At 54.9% G+C, this 21,271-nt stretch carries 17 protein-coding genes and 3 tRNA genes; 16 read left to right on the forward strand and 4 right to left on the reverse strand.

Features of this window, described 5'->3' with window-relative positions; translation table 11 throughout:
* The first annotated feature begins 136 nt into the window (after window positions 1-136).
* Window positions 137-1,114, forward strand: a complete 978-nt coding sequence (gene epmA, locus JKP81_RS13200) for an elongation factor P--(R)-beta-lysine ligase (protein ID WP_200552105.1) — start codon at window positions 137-139, stop codon at window positions 1,112-1,114.
* A 53-nt stretch (window positions 1,115-1,167) separates the two neighbouring features.
* On the opposite strand, the gene mscM is transcribed toward epmA, so the two are convergent.
* From mscM to rsgA, 3 genes are all read right to left on the reverse strand, one after another.
* Window positions 1,168-4,500: a miniconductance mechanosensitive channel MscM gene (gene mscM / locus JKP81_RS13205; protein ID WP_200552106.1), complete on the reverse strand. Its 3,333-nt coding sequence runs from the start codon at window positions 4,498-4,500 to the stop codon at window positions 1,168-1,170.
* Window positions 4,501-4,524: 24 nt separating this feature from the next.
* Complete coding sequence (gene asd / locus JKP81_RS13210; RefSeq protein WP_200552107.1) at window positions 4,525-5,493, reverse strand: archaetidylserine decarboxylase; 969 nt, start codon at window positions 5,491-5,493, stop codon at window positions 4,525-4,527.
* A gap of 98 nt (window positions 5,494-5,591) precedes the next feature.
* Window positions 5,592-6,647 carry a small ribosomal subunit biogenesis GTPase RsgA gene (gene rsgA / locus JKP81_RS13215; protein ID WP_200552108.1) on the reverse strand — a complete coding sequence of 352 codons (1,056 nt, stop codon included), beginning with the start codon at window positions 6,645-6,647 and terminating at the stop codon, window positions 5,592-5,594.
* A 94-nt stretch (window positions 6,648-6,741) separates the two neighbouring features.
* Here rsgA and orn point away from each other — a divergent pair, with 94 nt between their 5' ends.
* The 4 genes from orn to JKP81_RS13235 all read left to right on the forward strand — a co-directional run bounded on the left by orn (window position 6,742) and on the right by JKP81_RS13235 (window position 7,906).
* The gene (gene orn / locus JKP81_RS13220; RefSeq protein WP_020456224.1) at window positions 6,742-7,287 is read left to right on the forward strand and encodes an oligoribonuclease; all 546 of its coding nucleotides are present in this window, start codon (window positions 6,742-6,744) and stop codon (window positions 7,285-7,287) included.
* 255 nt (window positions 7,288-7,542) lie between these two features.
* Window positions 7,543-7,618, forward strand: a tRNA-Gly gene (locus tag JKP81_RS13225).
* A 63-nt stretch (window positions 7,619-7,681) separates the two neighbouring features.
* Window positions 7,682-7,757 (forward strand) — tRNA-Gly (locus JKP81_RS13230).
* A 73-nt stretch (window positions 7,758-7,830) separates the two neighbouring features.
* A tRNA-Gly gene (locus tag JKP81_RS13235) sits at window positions 7,831-7,906 on the forward strand.
* A 269-nt stretch (window positions 7,907-8,175) separates the two neighbouring features.
* On the opposite strand, the gene queG is transcribed toward JKP81_RS13235, so the two are convergent.
* The gene (queG, locus tag JKP81_RS13240; protein WP_200552109.1) at window positions 8,176-9,315 is read right to left on the reverse strand and encodes a tRNA epoxyqueuosine(34) reductase QueG; all 1,140 of its coding nucleotides are present in this window, start codon (window positions 9,313-9,315) and stop codon (window positions 8,176-8,178) included.
* Here queG and nnr point away from each other — a divergent pair.
* The 11 genes from nnr to purA all read left to right on the forward strand — a co-directional run bounded on the left by nnr (window position 9,314) and on the right by purA (window position 21,227).
* The gene (gene nnr, locus JKP81_RS13245; protein ID WP_200552110.1) at window positions 9,314-10,840 is read left to right on the forward strand and encodes a bifunctional ADP-dependent NAD(P)H-hydrate dehydratase/NAD(P)H-hydrate epimerase; all 1,527 of its coding nucleotides are present in this window, start codon (window positions 9,314-9,316) and stop codon (window positions 10,838-10,840) included. The two genes, queG and nnr, sit on opposite strands and share 2 nt — an antisense overlap.
* Window positions 10,833-11,294 carry a tRNA (adenosine(37)-N6)-threonylcarbamoyltransferase complex ATPase subunit type 1 TsaE gene (gene tsaE / locus JKP81_RS13250; RefSeq protein ID WP_200552111.1) on the forward strand — a complete coding sequence of 154 codons (462 nt, stop codon included), beginning with the start codon at window positions 10,833-10,835 and terminating at the stop codon, window positions 11,292-11,294. Before nnr ends, tsaE begins: the two co-directional genes overlap by 8 nt.
* 16 nt (window positions 11,295-11,310) lie before the next feature.
* Window positions 11,311-12,639 (forward strand): N-acetylmuramoyl-L-alanine amidase AmiB, encoded by a 1,329-nt coding sequence (gene amiB / locus JKP81_RS13255; RefSeq protein WP_200552112.1) that lies wholly within the window; start codon window positions 11,311-11,313, stop codon window positions 12,637-12,639.
* Window positions 12,640-12,650: 11 nt separating this feature from the next.
* Entirely contained in the window at window positions 12,651-14,507 is a 1,857-nt protein-coding gene (gene mutL, locus JKP81_RS13260; protein ID WP_200552113.1) for a DNA mismatch repair endonuclease MutL, read from the forward strand.
* On the forward strand, window positions 14,500-15,450 hold the full coding sequence (gene miaA, locus JKP81_RS13265) for a tRNA (adenosine(37)-N6)-dimethylallyltransferase MiaA (protein ID WP_017459172.1): 951 nt from the start codon (window positions 14,500-14,502) through the stop codon (window positions 15,448-15,450). Before mutL ends, miaA begins: the two co-directional genes overlap by 8 nt.
* A 96-nt stretch (window positions 15,451-15,546) precedes the next feature.
* Complete coding sequence (gene hfq / locus JKP81_RS13270; protein ID WP_017459171.1) at window positions 15,547-15,852, forward strand: RNA chaperone Hfq; 306 nt, start codon at window positions 15,547-15,549, stop codon at window positions 15,850-15,852.
* Between the two features lie 75 nt (window positions 15,853-15,927).
* The gene (gene hflX / locus JKP81_RS13275; protein WP_200552114.1) at window positions 15,928-17,208 is read left to right on the forward strand and encodes a ribosome rescue GTPase HflX; all 1,281 of its coding nucleotides are present in this window, start codon (window positions 15,928-15,930) and stop codon (window positions 17,206-17,208) included.
* A gap of 81 nt (window positions 17,209-17,289) precedes the next feature.
* Complete coding sequence (hflK, locus tag JKP81_RS13280) at window positions 17,290-18,549, forward strand: FtsH protease activity modulator HflK (RefSeq protein ID WP_200552115.1); 1,260 nt, start codon at window positions 17,290-17,292, stop codon at window positions 18,547-18,549.
* Window positions 18,550-18,551: 2 nt separating this feature from the next.
* Window positions 18,552-19,556 (forward strand): protease modulator HflC, encoded by a 1,005-nt coding sequence (gene hflC / locus JKP81_RS13285; RefSeq protein WP_017459168.1) that lies wholly within the window; start codon window positions 18,552-18,554, stop codon window positions 19,554-19,556.
* Window positions 19,557-19,628: 72 nt separating this feature from the next.
* Window positions 19,629-19,826, forward strand: coding sequence for a DUF2065 family protein (locus tag JKP81_RS13290; protein ID WP_017459167.1), 198 nt, complete (start codon window positions 19,629-19,631; stop codon window positions 19,824-19,826).
* 102 nt (window positions 19,827-19,928) lie between these two features.
* Window positions 19,929-21,227 carry an adenylosuccinate synthase gene (purA, locus tag JKP81_RS13295; RefSeq protein WP_017459166.1) on the forward strand — a complete coding sequence of 433 codons (1,299 nt, stop codon included), beginning with the start codon at window positions 19,929-19,931 and terminating at the stop codon, window positions 21,225-21,227.
* The last annotated feature ends 44 nt before the right edge of the window (window positions 21,228-21,271 follow it).

Consider the following 21,271-nt stretch of genomic DNA (forward strand, 5'->3'; position numbering starts at 1 on the left):
TCTTGATTGATATCACCATTAAATGTTTACCCATCTAGTTATAGACGACATTAATGAAATTATTTTGCGCAAAATTTGTCTCTGCGGATCGATGCGGGTAGACTTCGTGCCCTTGTCTGAAATCGGAGAAAGTACCATGAGCGAGACGGCAACCTGGCAGCCGAGCGCATCCATCCCCAACCTGTTGAAACGCGCGGCAATTATGGCGGAAATTCGCCGTTTCTTTGCCGATCGCGGTGTGCTTGAGGTGGAAACGCCCTGTATGAGCCAGGCGACGGTGACAGATATTCACCTGTTCCCGTTCGAAACCCGTTTTGTTGGTCCTGGCCACTCTCAGGGGCTAAATCTCTATTTGATGACCAGCCCGGAATACCACATGAAACGCTTGCTGGCTGCGGGTTGTGGTCCGGTTTTCCAGCTGTGCAGAAGCTTTCGTAACGAAGAGATGGGACGTCATCACAACCCTGAATTCACCATGCTCGAGTGGTATCGCCCGCACTACGACATGTATCGTCTGATGAATGAAGTGGATGATTTGCTGCAACAGGTGCTGGAGTGCCCGGCGGCAGAGTCGCTCTCTTACCAGCAGGCTTTCCAGCGTTATCTGGAAATCGACCCACTTTCTGCTGATAAAACCCAGTTGCGTGAAGCGGCGGCGAAACTTGATCTGAGTAATATCGCCGATACAGAAGAAGATCGGGACACGCTGCTGCAACTGCTGTTCACCATGGGCGTGGAGCCGCAGATCGGCAAAGATCGTCCGGCTTTTGTGTATCACTTCCCGGCAAGCCAGGCGGCGCTGGCACAGATCAGCACAGAAGATCACCGCGTAGCAGAGCGTTTTGAGGTTTATTTCAAAGGTATCGAGCTGGCGAACGGTTTCCATGAGCTGACCGATGCCCGCGAACAGCAGCAGCGTTTCGAGCAGGATAATCGCAAACGTGCCGCGCGCGGTTTACCGCAGCAACCGGTGGATGTAAACCTGCTGGAAGCGTTGAAAGCCGGTCTGCCGGATTGCTCCGGCGTCGCGCTGGGTGTTGACCGTCTGGTGATGCTGGCGTTGCAGGCTGAAAGCCTGGCGGATGTGATTGCGTTTACCGTCGATCGGGCCTGATGACCCATTGAGTACACGGTAAAAAAGGCGCCTGAAGCGCCTTTTTTGTTGGCTTACAAACTGCCCGCCGGGCGGCTGCTTTTGCCTGAGGATGTCAGCGTTCTTGCGCTGCGTTTGCCATCAAGACTCTCCAGACGCATCTGGAACGGTGGGAACGGCAAATCGATACCGTGTTCGCGGAAGCCCGCCAGAATCAGCTGATGGATTTCGTGGCGCAGCGGCATGCGATGCCCCATTTCCGCCGCATAAATTCGCAGCTCAAACAGTTGCAGGCCTTGCTGCAAATCGACGAGGAACACTTCCGGCGCCGGGTTATCAATCACCAGCGAACAGCGTTCAGCCGCGGTGTAAAGAATCTGCGTGACCTCTTCGCTGTTGGCATCGGCTGGCGCCGGTACCGTCAACACAACGCGCGTGACCGAATCCGACAACGACCAGTTAATAAACTGCTCGGTGATAAACGCTTTGTTTGGCACGATGATCTCTTTGCGATCCCAGTCGCTGATAGTCGTCGCGCGCGTATTGATTTTGGTGATGCTGCCAGTCAGATCGCGGATCGTCACCGTATCGCCAATGCGGATCGGCTTTTCAAACAGGATAATCAGGCCAGAGATAAAGTTGGCGAAAATCTCCTGTAAGCCAAAACCCAGCCCGACACCGAGCGCTGCGACCAGCCACTGTAATTTGGCCCACTCAATACCGATCATCGAGAAGCCTACCAGCCCGCCAAACAGCATTAACAGATATTTGGTGATCGTGGTGATGGCATAACCGGTGCCCGGTGCCAGATCCAGATGTTGCAGCAACGCCAGTTCCAGCAAGGCGGGGAGGTTACGCACCAGCTGGGTGGTGATAATAAACACCAGAATGGCGATCAGCACCGCGCCGAGGGTGATGGGCTCCAGGCTCTCCACGCCTTGTACTGTTGAGGTGACATCCCACAGCGGGATATTTTCCAGAAAGCCAAAGGCGGAATGGATTTCGGACCACAGCACAATCACCGACAGCAGGGCGATCAGCATCAGGATCGAACGCACCAGGCGCAGTGACTGTACGCTAATGGCATCGAGATCAACTTCTTGCTCATCCACCTCGGCAACGCCTTCGGTGCTGGTGTGATGGGGAACATCTTCTTCACCACGGGCGCGCTGGGCAAGGATCTCCGCGCGGCGGTGGCGAGCGCGTTCAAAGGCCAGACGGCGGCGCTGGATCAGCATCCAGCGGCGGATGATGTGATACACCACCAGTAGCAGGAACCAGATGGCGACAGACGTTTCCAGACGCGCCAGCAGCGCCTGCGCCGTAGCCAGATAACCCACGCAGGCGGCCAGAATCGCCGCCAGAGGCGCACTGAGCAGCAGGTTCCACAGCAGGTGGTTGGGCATATTGTCGCTGTTGCCAGCTTTATCAACATACAGCGGGATCCCGGCACGCTTCAGACTTAGCGTCACGATCGCCAGCGCCCCGCAAATCAGAATAAAACAGAGCCGCCCCAGCGACGCGGAGAACTCACGATCGTTAAGGTTATCAAACATGATCAGCGCCATGATCAGCGGCACAATAAAACCGATGCTCATCAGGTAATAGCGCATTCCCCGTGCCACGCGGTTACGCGGCCAGCCGAAGTGGGCGACAAACAAGCCGGTTGGGCGGGCGAACGTGGCGCAGATCATCACCACCCACAGCAGCGGCACGGTGGCGGTCACGCCGTCGCCAATCGCCACTGCCAGCGGATAGGGCCAGGCTTCCTGCAAGCCGTAGCCGAGCGTTTTCCACAATACCGGCAACGGCGAGGCAACCAGAATCGACCAGAACACCGTCCGCATGGTGAGCCAGAAGTGATCCTGCGTTACTTTGCCCACGCGCGCGCTGGAACGCTCCAGAAAGCGCGTAAAATGACGGCGGGAGTAAATGCTAAAGCCCACCAGCAGCAACGCGCCAAACAGCGGGAAAAGCGTCTCTTTGCTGGTGAGCATCATGGCGCTGGCTTTGCCCAACTGGCTGATGGTATCGAGCGATAGCAAGCGGCGCAGATCCTGTACGATCTCAATCGGCCAGGCGAAGGAGATAGGGCTGACATCCGCCGTCCAGAACAGATAGCGGTGAGTGGCTTCATTTACTTCTTTTAGCGCGTCTTCCAATTGGCTATTGGAAACTTTGAGCTTGGTGAGTTCAAGGATGAGCGTATCGCCGCCCTGCAATAGCGAATTCAGCAGCTCGCGCTGGGTGCGCAGTTGTGCTTCCAGAATACGATTTTGCTCAGCCGTCAGCGCCTGTCCATCCGCCTGGCGGATTTGGCGCAGTTGCGGCTGCTTATTCAGCAGATCTTCATAGCGCATGCGATGCACACGCAACTGCGCCATTTCGGTATCAAGCTGCTGTGGTTTTGGCATCTCAGGCAGACGAGCGACCTGCGCGCGCAACGCTTCACCGAGCATATTGGAGGCGCCAAGCCATTGCGACTGCTCACGTAGGGTGTTCAGCGCCTGACGGACCTGTAATGTCTGCCCGGTGGCCTGGCGCTGCTGTGAGGCCACCAGATCCATACGCTGCGCCTGCTGGTTCAGCGCCTGTGACAGCTCGCGGTTAATGCGAAACTGCTCGACAATTCCCGCCGGTAAGTTGGCGCTATTTTCGGCCAGTAATTCGGTGCTTTCCAGTGCCTGTTCCGCTTCGCGCTGGCGCTGGCTATTGAGTTGATTACGCAACGCTTGTAAATACGCGTCTAATTGCTGGCTCTGTTTTTGCGCCAGCTCGGAGCGCATGCGCGCCAGCTCCTGGCGGTTATTCGCCGATAGCTGCGCCAGTTCCAGTTCGTCAACCAGCGCTTTCAGCTTCGCGGATTCCGCCTGCGCGCCAAAGTTTTGCGCTTGTGCCAGTGGGGTATTGCTGTTTTGCGCGCCGAGGCGGCGTTCAACTTCAGTGACCTGGCGGCGCGCATCGGTTTGCTGCTGCGGTAGCTGACTTAGCGAATCGCTAATTTCCCGTGCGCGCTCCTGCTCCTGCTGAGCTAAACGGGTTTTCTCCAGCAACTGGCTGCTGACTTGCAGGATCTCCTGATTCAGCGCATCGCTGCTCATGCCTGCCGGAGCGGATTTCGGTTCATCACGCAGATTATCCAGCTGCGCACGCAACGTTCTGGAGAGTTTGGGGAAGTTATCAATAACTTCTTGATATTGTTTGGCGCGCTCGAGCGAACCTTTACGTTCTTCGAGCGCGTTTAGCGCGGCCTGGAGCACCTCGACGGTTTCTGCCTGATCTGGCGTGTTTTTCGCCGCTTTGGCTTGCTCCAGCTCCTGGGCGATTTGTCGGGCATCGGGGGCCGTTGCGGCGATAGCCCCCAGGCTGAGGCACCAGGCCATCAGAAAAACGATAATCAGGCGCACATCAGTCTCCAGAATGGTTAAGGCTTAGCTTTCGTCTTGCTTGTCATCAACCAGCGGGCTGGCGTCATGCTCTGCTTTGATTTCCGCTTCCGGAAGCGGTGCCGGTTGTGCATCAACAGGTGCGAAGGTTTCGGCGGAAATCGCCAGTGGCTGGCCAATTTTGGTCACTGACAGGCTCTGCAATTGCTCGACTAAATTTACTTTGCCCGGCGCAAACAGGTTAATTACCGTGGAGCCGAGTTTAAAGCGGCCCATCTCCTGGCCTTTCAGCAGCGCAACCGCACCTTCGCTTTCACCGGCAGGCCAGGTCCAGCGTTTAATGATGCCTTCACGCGGCGGAGTGATGGTGCCCGCCCATACGGTTTCGATGCTGCCGACAATCGTCGCGCCGACAAGGATTTGCGCCATCGGACCAAACTCGGTATCAAACAGGCAGATCACACGTTCGTTACGGGCAAACAAGTTCGGCACGTTCTGCGCCGTTAAATGGTTCACGGAGAAAAGATCGCCCGGCACGTAAATCATCTCGCGCAGGATACCGTTGCACGGCATGTGCACGCGGTGATAGTCGCGCGGCGAGAGATAGGTGGTGACAAAGCTACCGTTACGGAACAGATCCGCCATCAGGTAGTTGCCCGCCAGCAGCGCTTCAAGGGTGTAGTTGTGCCCTTTGGCCTGCAGAATTTTGTCGTTGTCGATAGCGCCAAGTTGGCTAATCACACCGTCCGCAGGCATCACCAGCACGTTCGGATCGGTGTTGAGCGGGCGCACTTCGTCACGCAGTGGGCGGATGAAAAAGTCGTTAAAAGTCCGGTAGCTGGCGGTGTCCGGCTTTTGCGCTTCTTTCATATCGACCTTGTAGTATTTCACGAATAGATCGATGACCAGTTTGGTCAGCCAGCCTGCACGTTTGCTCGCGCCCCAGCCCGCCAGGCGAGTGAGCCACAGTTTTGGCAGAATGTATTGAAGCGAAAGTTTAAATGAGTTTAACAAGGTAGCCTCCAGGCTATTGTTTTTGTCGTTCCTGACCCGGCACGTAAGCGCCGAAGCCTTTAAAAAGGGGACGATTTTAGCGACGCTAAGCGTAGTTGTCAGTCATCAGATTCAGAAAAGCTTTTACGCGTTTTTACTTGCGACATGCTCTCAAGAATGCGGTGGTAGTTTTCAAACCGACTTTCGGCGATTTCGCCTTTCTCTACCGCTGCGCGGATGGCGCAACCTGGATCGGTATCGTGCTTGCAGTCGCGGTATTTGCAATGACCAAGATAGTCATGGAATTCGACAAAACCGTTGGTGATTTGTTCCGGTTCGAGATGCCAGAGGCCAAATTCGCGAACACCCGGTGAATCAATCACATCGCCGCCATGCGGGAAATGATAAAGCCGCGCCGCAGTCGTGGTGTGCTGGCCAAGACCAGAGACGTCGGAAACGTCGTTGGTGAGGATTTGATCTTCCTGAAAGTCGAGCAACGCATTGAGCAGGCTCGATTTACCCACCCCGGATTGACCCGCGAAGATGCTTATGCGATCGGTCAAGGCTTCAACAAGCGGTGCCAGCCCGTCTTGCGTATGGCTTGAAACCATCAGCACCTTGTAGCCAATCCCACGATAAATATCCATCTGCTCGTTAACGAAGCGCAAGTTGTCGTCATCCAGCAGATCAATCTTGTTCAGCACAATTAACGGCTCGACCTGCAAGGCTTCGCACGCCACCAGATAGCGGTCGATTATATTGAGCGATAACTCCGGCAGGATGGCGGAAACCACGACGATCTGGTCGATGTTTGCCGCGATCGGTTTGACGCCATCGTAAAAGTCAGGGCGGGTCAGCACCGAGGTGCGTTCATGGACCGCTTCTACGATGCCTTTCACGGTGACGCCTTCAGCCGCCGCTTTACCCGGACGCCATACCACGCGGTCGCCGGTGACCAGCGAGCGGATAGTTCGACGTATGTTGCAGCGATGCACTTCGCCATCGGCGGATTCCACATCGGCATGCATGCCAAAGCGGCTGATCACCACCCCTTCGGACGGATCGCCGAACAGGTTGTCATCGTAGTCAGCTTTCTCCGCAGACGTTTTCAGTCGGCGCTGGTGGTTCGCATTGACGCGGCGCTGCTGCCCTTTGGAGAGTTTATTTTTACTCAATCGTGCTGGCTCCTGGTCGCCCCGGATGGGCAAAACGACTATGATACACGCAATTTTAGATGAATATAGTTACGCGAGAAGGGTGGAAAATAGCATGAGCGCAAATGAAAACAACCTCATTTGGATCGATCTTGAAATGACGGGGTTAGATCCCGAGCGCGATCGCATTATTGAAATCGCGACGCTGGTGACCGATGCAAACCTCAATATTCTGGCGGAAGGTCCGGTAATTGCCGTTCACCAATCCGACGCGCAATTAGCGCTGATGGATGACTGGAACGTACGCACACACACCGGCAGCGGCCTGGTGGATCGCGTCAAGGCCAGCCAACTGGATGACCGTGCGGCAGAACTGGCGACCATCGCGTTCCTGAAAGAGTGGGTGCCAGCGGGAAAATCTCCGATTTGCGGTAACAGTATCGGCCAGGATCGCCGCTTTCTGTTTAAGTACATGCCGGAGCTTGAAGCCTATTTCCACTATCGTTACCTGGATGTCAGCACGCTGAAAGAGCTGGCGCGTCGCTGGAAACCGGAAGTGCTGGAGGGGCTGAAAAAGCAGAACACCCATCAGGCGCTGGATGATATTCGCGAATCGGTGGCGGAACTGGCTTACTATCGCGAGCATTTTATTAAGCTGTAATGCGGTAACGGCGCAGGGTCGAAAATTTTATCGTCGGCCCTGTAGGCCAGTAGTGATGCGGTTTTGCTGGAAAAATGCGCGTTTTGTCGATTAAATCGGCACTTGAACAAAAAAAGCGAAAATTTGCTTTCGGGGGCTTGCAGCAGGAAGGATTTCTCGTATAATGCGCCTCCCGTGAAGACACAGAAATGTGCAACACGGCATCACGAAATTTTAGTGAAAAGCTTAAGCAACTTACTGAAAAATCGATGATAAGCGGGAATAGCTCAGTTGGTAGAGCACGACCTTGCCAAGGTCGGGGTCGCGAGTTCGAGTCTCGTTTCCCGCTCCAAAATTTGAAATGCACCATCCAGATTTACTGGCTTCGGCATTGACGTTGAATCCAGATAAATATGCGGGAATAGCTCAGTTGGTAGAGCACGACCTTGCCAAGGTCGGGGTCGCGAGTTCGAGTCTCGTTTCCCGCTCCAAATTTGAAATGCCGAAAGGCACGCACCATCAAGATTTACTGGTGGCGGCAAGCAAGCCAAACCAGATAAGTATGCGGGAATAGCTCAGTTGGTAGAGCACGACCTTGCCAAGGTCGGGGTCGCGAGTTCGAGTCTCGTTTCCCGCTCCAAATTTTCAAATCCAATAAATTATCCACAGCGGGTTTCCTCGTTGGGGACGTTTTTTATTGTCTTCGCTAAACGTTTGTGAACAGACTTATCCACAGGCGAGCCTTTCATTCGCAACACAACGATTACTTCGATAAGCAAACGATTTTCTTTTAATTGCTTGATAATAAATAACAAAATAACATTTCAAACTGTTAACGCGATCGCTTGACGATTTTGTGAACGTTGAATCGTAATGTGTTTTTAATTTTATTCACAAGCTGTGGATGGCTCAGGCATCGCGTGGCAACCCTTTTTCAACCACCCTCACCAGCCGTTGTTTTTTCGACGTTTGGACTTCCACCACGCAGGCGTTACGCTTCTCAATCTGCTGCGCAATCGCCCACCGTATGTGTTCGTCGAGAAGTGGGTGCTCACCCAGACGTTGTTCCAGTGCCTGAATATTGGCTGCGTCCCACGGCGCATTCCCCAGCGCGACGGCAATATTTCGCAGCCAGCGCAGATGACCAATACGGCGTATGGCCGAGCCCTCAGTGATTTTCAAAAAATACGCCTCGGTCCAGGCGAATAGTTCAATCAACGCTGGGGCATGCAGCGCTTTACGCGGGCTGAAATCCTCTTCTTCGGTCAGCTGAGAGAAACGATTCCACGGGCAGATCAACTGACAATCGTCGCAGCCGTAGATACGGTTACCTATCAGCGGACGAAACTCTTCAGGGATAGCGCCTTCCAGTTCAATGGTGAGGTAAGAAATGCAGCGTCGGGCATCGACCGTGTAAGGTTCGACAATTGCGCCGGTCGGGCAGATGGTTATGCAGGCCACGCAGCGACCGCAGCCTTCTTCAACCGGTTGGTCGACGGGCAGCGGTAAATCGATCAATAACTCGCCAAGGAAAAAGAACGAGCCTGCGTCGCGGCTTAAGATAAGTGAGTGCTTACCTGTCCAGCCAAGCCCGGCTTTTTCCGCCAACGGGCGCTCAAGAATGGGCGCAGAATCGACAAAAGGTCTAAAATTCAGCGAAGCATATTGCTGCTGGATCAGCTCACCGAGCTTTTTTAACCGGTTGCGCAGCAGCTTATGGTAATCGCGACCCAGCGCATAGCGGCTGACATACCCGAGCGCCGGGTTTTTCAACGTGCTGGCGAAGGCCGCTTGTGCGGGAAGGTAGTTCATTCGCACGCTGATAACGCGCAGCGTGCCGGGGAGAAGCTCATGGGGGCGGGCGCGCATCATGCCGTGACGCGCCATCCACTCCATCTCGCCGTGATATTGTTTATCCAGCCATGCCTGTAGCGCAGGTTCGCTGGCGCTGAGATTGGTATCGGTAATACCGACCTGCTGAAAACCCAGTTCAGTGCCCCACTGTTTGATTTGTTGCGCTAAATGATTGAGATCGAGGGGTTCTGACATGACGGACCATACAATGAAGAAAATCGCAGCAAGTATACCACACTCTGTCTGGCCTGCTGAGGACCTCAGGCGCGCTGAAAAAGAGGCGGCGGATAGCCTTGGCATTACGCTTTATGAACTGATGCTGCGCGCGGGAGAAGCGGCATTCAACATTGCGCGGGAACAGTTTCCTGATGCGCGCTGCTGGCTCGTGCTATGCGGTCACGGCAATAACGGTGGCGACGGCTATGTGGTGGCGCGTTTAGCCGCAGCGACGGGGCTTTCCGTGACGCTGCTGGCGCTGGAAGGCAACAAACCGCTGCCGGAAGAGGCTGCGCAGGCGCGCGATGCGTGGCTCAACGCGGGCGGCGAGATCCATGCGGCTGACGTTCTATGGCCGGAACAGGTTGATCTCATCATTGATGGGCTGCTTGGCACCGGCCTTACCCGTGCGCCGCGCGATGATGTGACGGCGCTGATTGATCATGCCAATGCGCACTCGGCTCCTGTGCTGGCGCTGGATATTCCCTCTGGCCTGAATGCGCAAACCGGCGCGGCTGCTGGTGCGGTGATGCAGGCACGTCATACGGTAACGTTTATCGCCCTTAAACCCGGCTTACTAACGGGCAAAGCGCGCGATGTGGTTGGTCAATTACATCACCATGCGCTGGGGCTTGACGCCTGGCTTTCAGGCCAGCAAACATCTCTTTCCCGTTTTGATGCAACCCTGCTTAGCCAGTGGTTTACGCCACGGCGGCCCACTTCGCATAAAGGCGATTTCGGGCGGCTGGTGATTATCGGTGGCGATCACGGAACGGCTGGCGCGGTGCGCATGGCGGGAGAGGCCGCGTTGCGCACAGGAGCAGGCCTGGTGCGGGTACTGACGCGTAGCGAGAATATCCCGCCCATTATTACCGCGCGTCCGGAATTGATGGTGCACGAACTCACCGCCGAGTCGCTGGATGAGAGCCTTGAATGGGCGGATGTGGTGGTTATCGGCCCCGGTCTTGGGCAACAGGAGTGGGGTAAAAAGGCGCTACAGAAAGTGGAAAATTTTCGCAAACCGATGTTATGGGATGCGGATGCGCTGAACCTTCTGGCAATCAATCCCGATAAACGTCACAATCGCGTTCTGACGCCGCACCCCGGCGAAGCTGCTCGCCTGCTTAACTGTAGCGTGGCAGAAATTGAAAGCGACCGCTTACTTTCCGCCCGGCGTCTGGTAAAACGTTACGCAGGTGTTGTCGTGCTGAAAGGTGCGGGTACGGTTATCGCGAGCGACGAAGGCGAAACGGGCATTATTGATGCCGGTAACGCCGGGATGGCAAGTGGCGGAATGGGCGATGTGCTGTCGGGCATTATCGGTTCGCTACTGGGGCAAAAATTGAGCCTGTATGACGCGGCCTGCGCCGGGTGTGTCGCGCACGGCGCGGCGGCGGATCGCCTGGCGGTGCAGCACGGCCAGCGAGGTATGCTGGCAACCGATCTTTTTAGCACGCTGGTGCGTGTTGTTAACCCGAATGTAATTGAAACAGAAGATGATTAATCGAGTTATCCCTTTACCTGACGAGCAATCAACACTGGATCTCGGCAAGCGTGTGGCGCAGGCCTGCGACGGCGCGACAGTGATTTATTTATATGGCGATCTTGGTGCAGGTAAAACCACCTTTAGCCGGGGATTTCTGCAGGCTTTAGGCCATAACGGCAATGTCAAAAGCCCGACTTACACACTGGTTGAACCTTACACTCTCGATAAATTAATGGTGTATCACTTCGATTTGTACCGCCTTGCGGATCCGGAGGAGCTGGAATTTATGGGGATCCGTGATTATTTTGCCAACGATGCGATTTGCCTGGTCGAGTGGCCGCAACAAGGTGCGGGTGTACTGCCTGACCCGGATGTCGAAATTCATTTAGATTACCAGGCGCAGGGGCGTGAGGCGCGCGTTAGCGCTGTATCCTCATCTGGCGATTCGTTACTGGCACGTATGGCCGGTTAACCGGAAGGATGACGGAATGATCTGTCGCGTGAAAAGTTGGTTGGCGCTCGCATTGTTACTGCTGTGTACGCAGGTGAGTGCGGCGAGTTTAGCGGATATTCAGGTGTCGAATGGCGATAGCCAGGCGCGTATTACCTTCAGTTTTATGGGCGATCCTGACTATTCGTTTTCGCAGCAGGGCAAGCGCAGCGTTGCGCTGGACATCAAGCAGACCGGCGTGATTCAGGGATTGCCGCTGCAATTCAGTGGCAATAATCTGGTGAGAAGCATTCGTGCCGGTACCGCACAGGACAACCAGTCGATTCGACTGGTTGTGGATCTGACGCAGAACGGCAAAACCCGCGCGGTGAAACAGCAAAGCGGTGCGGGTTACACCGTCGTCTTTACCATTGATGCCGACGTTCCTCCGCCACCACCGCCGCCAAAAGTGGTGGTGAAACGCGCAGAACCTCCGGCGGTTATGCCGCAACAAACGGCACCGGGGCGTAATCCGTTTAAAGGCGAAAACGATCGCATCACCAGCGTCACCAGCAGTAATACCATCACGCGGCCTGCGATGCAGTCGCGCGCGGCTTCTGGCGATAAAGTGGTGATTGCCATCGACGCCGGGCACGGCGGTCAGGACCCCGGCGCGATTGGCGCGGGGGGAACGCAGGAGAAAAATGTCACGATCTCCATCGCGCGGAAGCTGCGGGCGTTACTGAATGGTGACCCGATGTTCAAACCGGTGATGACCCGCGATGGCGATTACTTTATTTCGGTGATGGGCCGCTCCGACGTGGCGCGTAAGCAGAACGCAAACTTTCTGGTTTCGATTCATGCGGATGCTGCGCCTAACCGCGATGCAACCGGCGCTTCGGTATGGGTGCTGTCTAACCGCCGTGCAAACAGTGAAATGGCGGGCTGGCTGGAGCAGCATGAGAAGCAGTCCGAGCTGCTTGGCGGCGCGGGCGATGTGCTGGCAAATAGCCAGTCTGACCCGTATCTGAGCCAGGCGGTGCTGGATTTACAGTTCGGCCATTCCCAGCGTGTAGGCTATGATGTCGCCACCAGCATGCTCAGCCAGCTTCAGCGTATCGGTGCATTACATAAACGCCGCCCTGAGCACGCCAGCCTTGGTGTTCTGCGCTCGCCGGATATTCCGTCGGTGCTGGTCGAAACCGGTTTTATCAGTAACGGCAGCGAAGAGCGGCTGCTGGGAAGCGATGCCTACCAGCAGCAAATTGCCGAAGCGATTTACGGCGGGCTACGTAACTATTTCCTCGCACATCCGTTGCAATCCTCGCCGCAGAGCGGCGGGCAAACCGCCAGTGCGGGCTCATCTGCTAACGGGCTGCTTAACTAAGGATTTTTTTCATGCCGATACAGGTTCTACCGCCACAGCTTGCGAACCAGATCGCCGCGGGCGAAGTGGTTGAACGCCCTGCGTCGGTGGTGAAAGAGTTAGTGGAAAATAGCCTTGATGCTGGCGCTACGCGCATTGATATTGATATTGAACGTGGCGGCGCGAAGTTGATTCGCATCCGTGATAACGGTGCCGGCATCAAAAAAGAGGAGCTGGCGCTGGCGCTGGCGCGTCACGCTACCAGCAAAATCGCCTCTCTGGATGACCTGGAAGCGATCATTAGCCTCGGTTTCCGCGGTGAAGCGCTGGCGAGTATCAGCTCGGTTTCCCGCTTAACATTGACTTCCCGTACTGCCGAACAGCAAGAAGCCTGGCAGGCTTACGCCGAAGGGCGCGAGATGGCGGTAACGGTGAAACCTGCTGCGCACCCGGTGGGCACAACGCTTGAAGTGCTGGATCTGTTTTACAACACGCCGGCGCGGCGCAAGTTTATGCGTACGGAAAAAACCGAGTTCGGCCATATCGATGAAGTGATCCGCCGCATCGCGCTGGCGCGTTTTGATGTCACTATCAACCTCAATCACAACGGCAAATTGGTGCGTCAGTACCGTGCCGTTGCGGAAGGAGGGCAGAAAGAGCGCCGCCTTGGCGCGATTTGCGGCACGGCATTCTTAGAGCAAGCGCTGGCCATTGAGTGGCAACACGGTGACTTAGCATTGCGTGGCTGGGTGGCCGATCCCAAAACGACGTCCAGTGCTTTCGCTGAAATCCAGTATTGCTATGTGAATGGCCGCATGATGCGCGACCGGCTGATTAACCACGCCATTCGCCAGGCGTGTGAAGACAAGCTGGGTGCGGATCAGCAGCCAGCGTTTGTGCTTTATCTGGAAATCGATCCGCATCAAGTGGATGTGAATGTCCATCCGGCAAAACATGAGGTGCGCTTTCATCAGTCTCGCCTGGTACATGATTTTATCTACCAGGGCGTGTTGAGTGTGCTGCAACAGCAGATGGAAACACCGTTACCACTTTCTGACGAACCCGTGCCAAGAGCGCTGCCGGAAAACCGCGTGGCGGCAGGGCGTAACCAGTTTGCCGAACCGCTGATCGCTCGCGAGCCGCAAGCACCGCGTGTTCCCACATCTACTTCGGGGGGCGCGCGTAGCAATACCGCAGGTGCTCAACCGTGGCCTAACGCTCAGCCGGGTTATCAGAAACAGCAGGGGGCGCTGTATCGGCAATTGCTGGAAACCCCTGTTGTCGAACGTAACAATGAAAAAGCGGAGCCTGCCGCTCCGGCACTGGATGGACACAGCCAGAGTTTTGGTCGCGTATTGACGCTTATTGCGCCGCATTTCGCGCTTCTTGAGCGTGATGGAAAACTGGCGTTACTGGCGTTGCCGGTGGCTGAACGTTGGCTGCGCCATGCGCAACTGTCGCCAGACCACGCACCTGCCTGCGGTCAGCCGTTATTGATTCCGGTGCGTTTAAAAATCTCTGCGCAAGAGAGCGCAGTATTGAAGCGTGCGCAGGCAGTGCTTGCGGAAATGGGCATCGAATTTGTTCCCGATGGACAGCACGTGACCATTCGCGCAGTGCCTTTACCCTTGCGCCAACAAAATTTACAAATCTTGATTCCCGCTCTGATAGGCTACCTGGCGCAGCAGACAAGCATTGATGCGGTGAATATTGCGCACTGGCTGGCGCGCCAGTTGGCGAGTGAGCATCCACAATGGAGTGTGGCGCAGGCGATAACCCTGCTTGCCGACGTTGAACGGCTTTGTCCGCATCTGGTGAAGACCCCGCCGGATGGTTTATTACAACCTGTTGATTTACAAAAGGCGATGAACGCCCTGAAAAATGAGTGAAGTAAGTAAGGCTGGCCTGCCGAAGGCAATTTTTTTGATGGGGCCAACGGCCTCCGGCAAAACCGCATTAGCCATTGAGCTTCGTAAAGTTTTGCCAGTTGAGTTGATAAGCGTAGATTCTGCCCTTATTTATCGGGGAATGGATATCGGTACCGCCAAGCCGAGCGCGGAAGAATTACAGGCTGCGCCGCACCGGTTGTTGGATATTCTCGATCCGGCGTTAGCTTATTCTGCCGCTGATTTTCGCCGCGATGCGCTGGCGGAAATGAAAGAGATAACCGATGCAGGGCGCATTCCTCTGCTGGTGGGCGGTACGATGCTCTACTTTAAGGCGCTGCTGGAAGGGTTATCGCCTCTTCCGTCAGCAGACGCGCAAGTGCGAGCAGACATTGAAAAACAGGCGGCAGAGCGTGGATGGGAAGCGTTGCATCAGCAGTTACGGGAGATCGATCCCGTTGCGGCAGCGCGGATTCATCCAAATGATCCGCAAAGGCTTTCCCGGGCACTGGAAGTTTTTTTCATTTCGGGTAAAACTTTAACGGATCTGACGCAAACGTCAGGAGACGCTCTGCCTTACCAGGTGCATCAGTTCGCCATCGCCCCGGCGAGCCGTGAACTGCTCCATCAACGAATCGAGCAGCGTTTTCATCAGATGTTGGCTTCAGGTTTTGAAGCAGAAGTGCGGGCGCTTTTTGCTCGTGGTGATTTGCATACGGATATGCCTTCCGTTCGTTGTGTGGGGTACCGCCAGATGTGGTCATACATTGAAGGCGAAATTTCATACGATGAAATGGTTTATCGAGGTATTTGCGCGACGAGGCAGTTAGCCAAGCGGCAGATAACCTGGTTGCGGGGCTGGGATGGCGTTCATTGGTTAGAGAGTGAAAAGCCAGAAAAGTCTTACCGTGACGTGCTACAGGTTGTTAGTGCTATCGCAGGGTGAATGTGTACAATTAAGTCGTATGGCGCGCAAATTTTTACGCAGTTTTCAGAACTTACGGGTTCTAAGTACAAAACAAGCATATAAGGAAAAGATAGAATGGCTAAGGGGCAATCTTTACAAGATCCGTTCCTGAACGCACTGCGTCGGGAACGTGTTCCAGTTTCAATTTATTTGGTGAATGGTATTAAGCTGCAAGGGCAAATTGAGTCTTTCGATCAGTTCGTGATCCTGTTGAAAAACACGGTCAGTCAGATGGTCTATAAGCACGCGATTTCAACTGTTGTTCCATCTCGTCCGGTTTCTCATCACAGCAACAATGCCGGCGGCGGTACCAGCAGTAACTACCATCACGGTAGCAACGCGCAGGGCTCTGCACAGCAGGAAGGCGAAGAGACCGAATAAGGTTGACGGCTGATTTTCCAGATCGGGGAGCCAGTAAAGCTGTGTTCCCCGCTGGTATTTTATGAGGGTTTACGCTTGTTTGACCGTTATGACGCCGGTGAGCAGGCGGTACTGGTACACATCTATTTTTCGCAAGACAAAGATATGGAAGACCTCCAGGAGTTTGAATCTCTGGTCTCTTCCGCCGGTGTCGAAGCAATGCAGGTGATTACCGGTAGCCGTAAAGCACCGCATCCAAAATATTTTGTTGGTGAAGGTAAAGCAGTTGAAATTGCGGATGCCGTAAAATCTGCGGGCGCTTCTGTTGTGCTCTTTGATCATGCGCTAACCCCAGCCCAGGAACGTAACCTGGAGAGACTGTGCGAATGCCGAGTTATCGATCGCACCGGTCTGATATTAGATATTTTTGCCCAGCGTGCGCGTACGCATGAGGGGAAATTGCAAGTTGAGCTGGCGCAGTTGCGCCATCTGGCGACACGCCTTGTGCGTGGCTGGACCCACCTTGAACGACAAAAGGGCGGCATTGGTTTGCGCGGTCCGGGTGAAACCCAGCTCGAAACCGACCGTCGTTTGTTGCGTAACCGCATTACTCAGATCCTCTCGCGCCTCGAAAAGGTTGAAAAGCAGCGTGAACAGGGGCGTCGTTCCCGCACGAAAGCCGATATTCCAACGGTCTCACTGGTGGGGTACACCAACGCCGGTAAATCCACGCTGTTCAATCAGATAACGGAAGCGCAGGTCTATGCGGCCGATCAGTTATTCGCCACCCTCGATCCGACCCTGCGTCGTATCGATGTCGCGGATGTCGGTGAAACGGTGCTGGCAGATACGGTAGGATTTATTCGCCACTTGCCGCACGATTTGGTTGCCGCGTTTAAAGCAACCTTGCAGGAGACGCGCCAGGCGACGCTATTGCTGCATGTGATTGACGCCGCCGATGTGCGGGTGCAGGAAAACATCGATGCAGTGAACACCGTGCTGGAAGAGATAGAGGCGCACGATATCCCGACGCTGCTGGTGATGAACAAAATCGATATGCTGGACGATTTTGAACCGCGTATCGACCGGGATGAAGAGAACAAACCGATCCGCGTCTGGCTCTCCGCGCAGACAGGGATGGGCGTACCACTGTTATTCCAGGCTTTGACTGAGCGTCTTGCGGGTGAAGTGGCGCAGCACACGCTGCGATTACCGCCGCAGGAAGGGCGTCTGAGAAGTCGGTTTCACCAGCTTCAGGCAATAGAAAAAGAGTGGATGGAAGACGATGGCAGCGTAGGTATGCAGGTGCGTATGCCGATCGTCGACTGGCGTCGACTCTGTAAACAAGAACCGGCACTCGAAGAGTACGTCGTTTGACCGGCAGCCTGAAGATTTTTCCCCTTTGGGGGTGCCCGCCAAAGGCCGGGTATACACCGCAAATAAATATGGAGCACATACATGGCGTGGAATCAGCCCGGTAACAACGGACAAGACCGCGACCCGTGGGGAAGCAGCAAACCAGGCGGCAACTCTGAGGGAAATGGAAACAAAGGCGGTCGCGATCAGGGGCCACCTGATCTGGATGATATTTTCCGCAAACTGAGTAAAAAACTCGGTGGCCTGGGCGGTGGTAAAAGCACCGGCGGCGGTAATCCGGGTTCCTCTGGCCCACGCGGCCAGGCGAGCGGGCGCATTGTGGGCATTGTTGCCGCAGCGGTCGTTATTATCTGGGCTGCAACCGGGTTCTACACCATCAAAGAAGCGGAACGTGGCGTTGTGACCCGTTTTGGCAAGTTCAGCCATTTGGTCGAACCGGGCCTTAACTGGAAACCGACCTTTATCGATAACGTGACTGCAGTAAACGTAGAATCCGTTCGTGAACTGGCGGCATCTGGTGTGATGTTGACGTCTGATGAAAACGTCGTGCGTGTTGAAATGAACGTGCAGTATCGCGTTACCGATCCTGAGCGCTATCTGTTTAGCGTTACCAGCGCCGACGACAGCCTGCGTCAGGCGACGGACAGCGCGCTGCGCGGCGTTATCGGTAAATACACCATGGATCGTATTCTGACCGAAGGCCGTACCGTTATTCGTAGCGATACCCAGCGCGAGCTGGAAGAGACCATTCGCCCGTATAACATGGGAATTACCCTGTTAGACGTTAACTTCCAGGCCGCTCGTCCGCCGGAAGAGGTGAAAGCCGCGTTTGATGATGCGATTGCCGCCCGTGAAAACGAGCAGCAGTACATTCGTGAAGCCGAAGCCTACACCAACGAAGTTCAGCCGCGTGCGAACGGTCAGGCGCAGCGTATCCTCGAAGAGGCGCGCGCGTACAAAACGCAAACTATCCTGGAAGCACAGGGTGAAGTGGCGCGCTTCGCTAAGATCCTGCCGGAATATAAAGCCGCGCCGGAAATTACCCGTGAGCGTCTGTATATCGAAACCATGGAAAAAGTGCTGAGCCATACTCGCAAAGTGCTGGTTAACGATAAAGGCGGCAACTTGATGGTTCTGCCGCTGGATCAGATGCTGAAAGGCGGTAACACCGCTCCTGCGGCAAAGAGTGACAACAGTGCCGCGAATAACTTGCTGCGTCTGCCGCCAGCGTCAAGCTCCAGCAGCAGCGCCAACAGCGCCCCCGCAACGTCTGCGGGAGATATCATGGACCAACGCCGCGTTAACGCGCAGCGTAACGATTACCAGCGTCAGGGGGAATAACGATGCGTAAGTCAGTTATCGCAATCATCATCATCGCGCTGGTAGTGCTCTACACCTCTATCTTTGTAGTGAAAGAAGGCGAGCGCGGCATCTCGCTGCGCTTTGGTAAAGTGCTGCGTGATGATGAAAACAAGCCGTTGGTATATGCGCCGGGCCTGCATTTCAAACTGCCGTTCATTGAGTCGGTTAAGTTGCTTGATGCACGTATCCAGACCATGGATAACCAGGCGGATCGCTTTGTGACCAAAGAGAAAAAAGACCTGATCGTCGACTCTTACATCAAGTGGCGTATCAGCGATTTCAGCCGTTACTATCTGGCGACCGGCGGCGGCGACGTCTCCCAGGCGGAAGTGTTACTGAAACGTAAGTTCTCTGACCGTCTGCGTTCTGAAATCGGTCGTCTGGACGTAAAAGACATCGTTACCGATTCTCGCGGTCGTTTGACGCTCGAAGTACGCGATGCGCTGAATTCGGGCTCTGCGGGTACAGAAGACGAAGTGTCGACGCCTGCTGCTGATGACGCCATCGCAAAAGCAGCGGAGCGCGTTCAGGCTGAAACCAACGGCAAAGTGCCGGTTATCAACCCGAACAGTATGGCGGCGTTGGGTATTGAAGTGGTTGATGTGCGTATTAAGCAGATCAACCTGCCGACTGAAGTGTCGGATGCGATTTACAACCGTATGCGCGCCGAGCGTGAAGCAGTTGCCCGTCGCCACCGTTCACAGGGTCAGGAAGAAGCGGAAAAACTGCGTGCCGCAGCGGATTACGAAGTGACCAAAACGCTGGCGGAATCTGAGCGTCAGGGACGCATCCTGCGCGGTGAAGGTGATGCTGAAGCGGCGAAACTGTTTGCTGATGCATTCAGTCAGGATCCGGACTTCTATGCCTTTATCCGTAGTCTGCGTGCCTATGAAAGCAGCTTCCAGAGCAACCAGGATGTGATGGTGCTTAGCCCGGATAGCGATTTCTTCCGTTATATGAAGACGCCGACTTCCGCGACTCGTTAAGATAACCTGCGGTTTTCATCGTAAAAACCACCGCCTTTTCCGGCGGTGGTTTTGTGTTTATAAGGATCAGCAATGAATTCGACAATCTGGCTCGCTCTGGCGCTGGTTTTGGTACTGGAAGGGCTTGGACCGATGCTTTATCCGCGCGCCTGGCGGCGTATGATCGCCTCTCTGAGCCTGTTACCGGATCATCTTTTGCGTCGATTTGGCGGTGGGCTTGTGGTCGCGGGTGTGGTTATCTACTACATGTTGAGGAAAACGATTGGCTGAGGGAAATCAGGTGTTCTTTGGGCATTTTTGCACAGAAAAAGTGCTGAATCTGAAAAAAAGCGGTGGTAGAATCCATTTTTAAGCAAACGGTGATTTTGAAAAATGGGTAACAACGTCGTCGTACTGGGCACCCAATGGGGTGACGAAGGTAAAGGGAAGATTGTTGATCTTCTGACTGAACGGGCTAAATATGTTGTACGCTACCAGGGCGGTCACAACGCAGGCCATACTCTCGTAATCAACGGTGAAAAAACCGTCCTCCATCTTATTCCATCAGGCATTCTTCGCGAAAACGTCACCAGCATCATCGGTAACGGCGTTGTGCTGTCTCCCGCTGCGCTGATGAAAGAGATGAAAGAACTGGAAGACCGTGGTATCCCGGTTCGCGAACGTCTGCTGCTCTCTGAAGCATGTCCGTTAATCCTTGATTATCATGTGGCGCTGGACGTGGCGCGTGAAAAAGCGCGCGGCGCGAAAGCTATCGGTACTACCGGTCGCGGTATTGGTCCTGCGTACGAAGATAAAGTCGCTCGTCGTGGTCTGCGCGTTGGCGATCTGTTCGATAAAGCGACTTTCGCCGACAAACTAAAAGAAGTGATGGAATATCACAACTTCCAGCTGGTGAACTTTTACAAAGTGGAAGCAGTGGACTACCAGAAGGTGCTGGATGATGTTATGGCGATTGCCGACATCCTGACGGCAATGGTGGTAGACGTTTCCGATCTGCTGGATCAAGCGCGTAAACGCGGCGATTTCGTGATGTTCGAAGGTGCGCAGGGTACGCTGCTGGATATCGATCACGGTACTTATCCGTACGTGACTTCCTCCAACACCACCGCTGGCGGTGTAGCGACGGGTTCCGGCCTTGGTCCGCGTTACGTGGATTATGTGCTCGGTATCATCAAAGCTTATTCAACTCGCGTTGGCGCGGGTCCGTTCCCGACCGAACTGTTCGACGATATCGGCGAGTTCCTCTGCAAGCAGGGTAACGAATATGGCGCCACTACTGGTCGTCGTCGTCGTACCGGCTGGCTGGACGCGGTTGCTGTACGCCGCGCAGTACAGATCAACTCCCTGTCCGGCTTCTGCCTGACCAAGCTGGACGTGCTGGACGGCCTGAAAGAAGTGAAAATCTGCGTTGCTTACCGCATGCCGGATGGCCGCGAAGTCACCACCACACCGCTGGCGGCTGACAACTGGGAAGGTATCGAGCCGATTTACGAAACCATGCCTGGCTGGTCTGAATCGACCTTTGGTGTAAAAGATCGCAGTGGTCTACCGCAGGCGGCGCTGAATTACATCAAACGCATTGAAGAACTTACCGGCGTGCCGATCGACATCATCTCCACCGGTCCGGATCGTACTGAAACCATGATCCTGCGCGATCCGTTCGACGCATAATATGGTTTAAGGGCGCGTAAATCGCGCCCTTTTTCTTCGCTTTT

Origin of the sequence: Kosakonia sp. LAM2021 (genome assembly GCF_016620385.1) — a bacterium.
Classification (GTDB): domain Bacteria; phylum Pseudomonadota; class Gammaproteobacteria; order Enterobacterales; family Enterobacteriaceae; genus Kosakonia; species Kosakonia sacchari.

Excerpts from the sequence above, each read along its gene's own strand:
- epmA (WP_200552105.1), top strand. The coding sequence starts at position 137 with ATGAGCGAGACGGCAACCTGGCAGCCGAGCGCATCCATCCCCAACCTG.
- orn (WP_020456224.1), top strand. The coding sequence starts at position 6,742 with ATGAGCGCAAATGAAAACAACCTCATTTGGATCGATCTTGAAATGACG.
- nnr (WP_200552110.1), top strand. The coding sequence starts at position 9,314 with ATGACGGACCATACAATGAAGAAAATCGCAGCAAGTATACCACACTCT.
- queG (WP_200552109.1), bottom strand. The coding sequence starts at position 9,315 with ATGTCAGAACCCCTCGATCTCAATCATTTAGCGCAACAAATCAAACAG.
- tsaE (WP_200552111.1), top strand. The coding sequence starts at position 10,833 with ATGATTAATCGAGTTATCCCTTTACCTGACGAGCAATCAACACTGGAT.
- amiB (WP_200552112.1), top strand. The coding sequence starts at position 11,311 with ATGATCTGTCGCGTGAAAAGTTGGTTGGCGCTCGCATTGTTACTGCTG.
- mutL (WP_200552113.1), top strand. The coding sequence starts at position 12,651 with ATGCCGATACAGGTTCTACCGCCACAGCTTGCGAACCAGATCGCCGCG.
- miaA (WP_017459172.1), top strand. The coding sequence starts at position 14,500 with ATGAGTGAAGTAAGTAAGGCTGGCCTGCCGAAGGCAATTTTTTTGATG.
- hfq (WP_017459171.1), top strand. The coding sequence starts at position 15,547 with ATGGCTAAGGGGCAATCTTTACAAGATCCGTTCCTGAACGCACTGCGT.
- hflK (WP_200552115.1), top strand. The coding sequence starts at position 17,290 with ATGGCGTGGAATCAGCCCGGTAACAACGGACAAGACCGCGACCCGTGG.
- hflC (WP_017459168.1), top strand. The coding sequence starts at position 18,552 with ATGCGTAAGTCAGTTATCGCAATCATCATCATCGCGCTGGTAGTGCTC.
- JKP81_RS13290 (WP_017459167.1), top strand. The coding sequence starts at position 19,629 with ATGAATTCGACAATCTGGCTCGCTCTGGCGCTGGTTTTGGTACTGGAA.
- purA (WP_017459166.1), top strand. The coding sequence starts at position 19,929 with ATGGGTAACAACGTCGTCGTACTGGGCACCCAATGGGGTGACGAAGGT.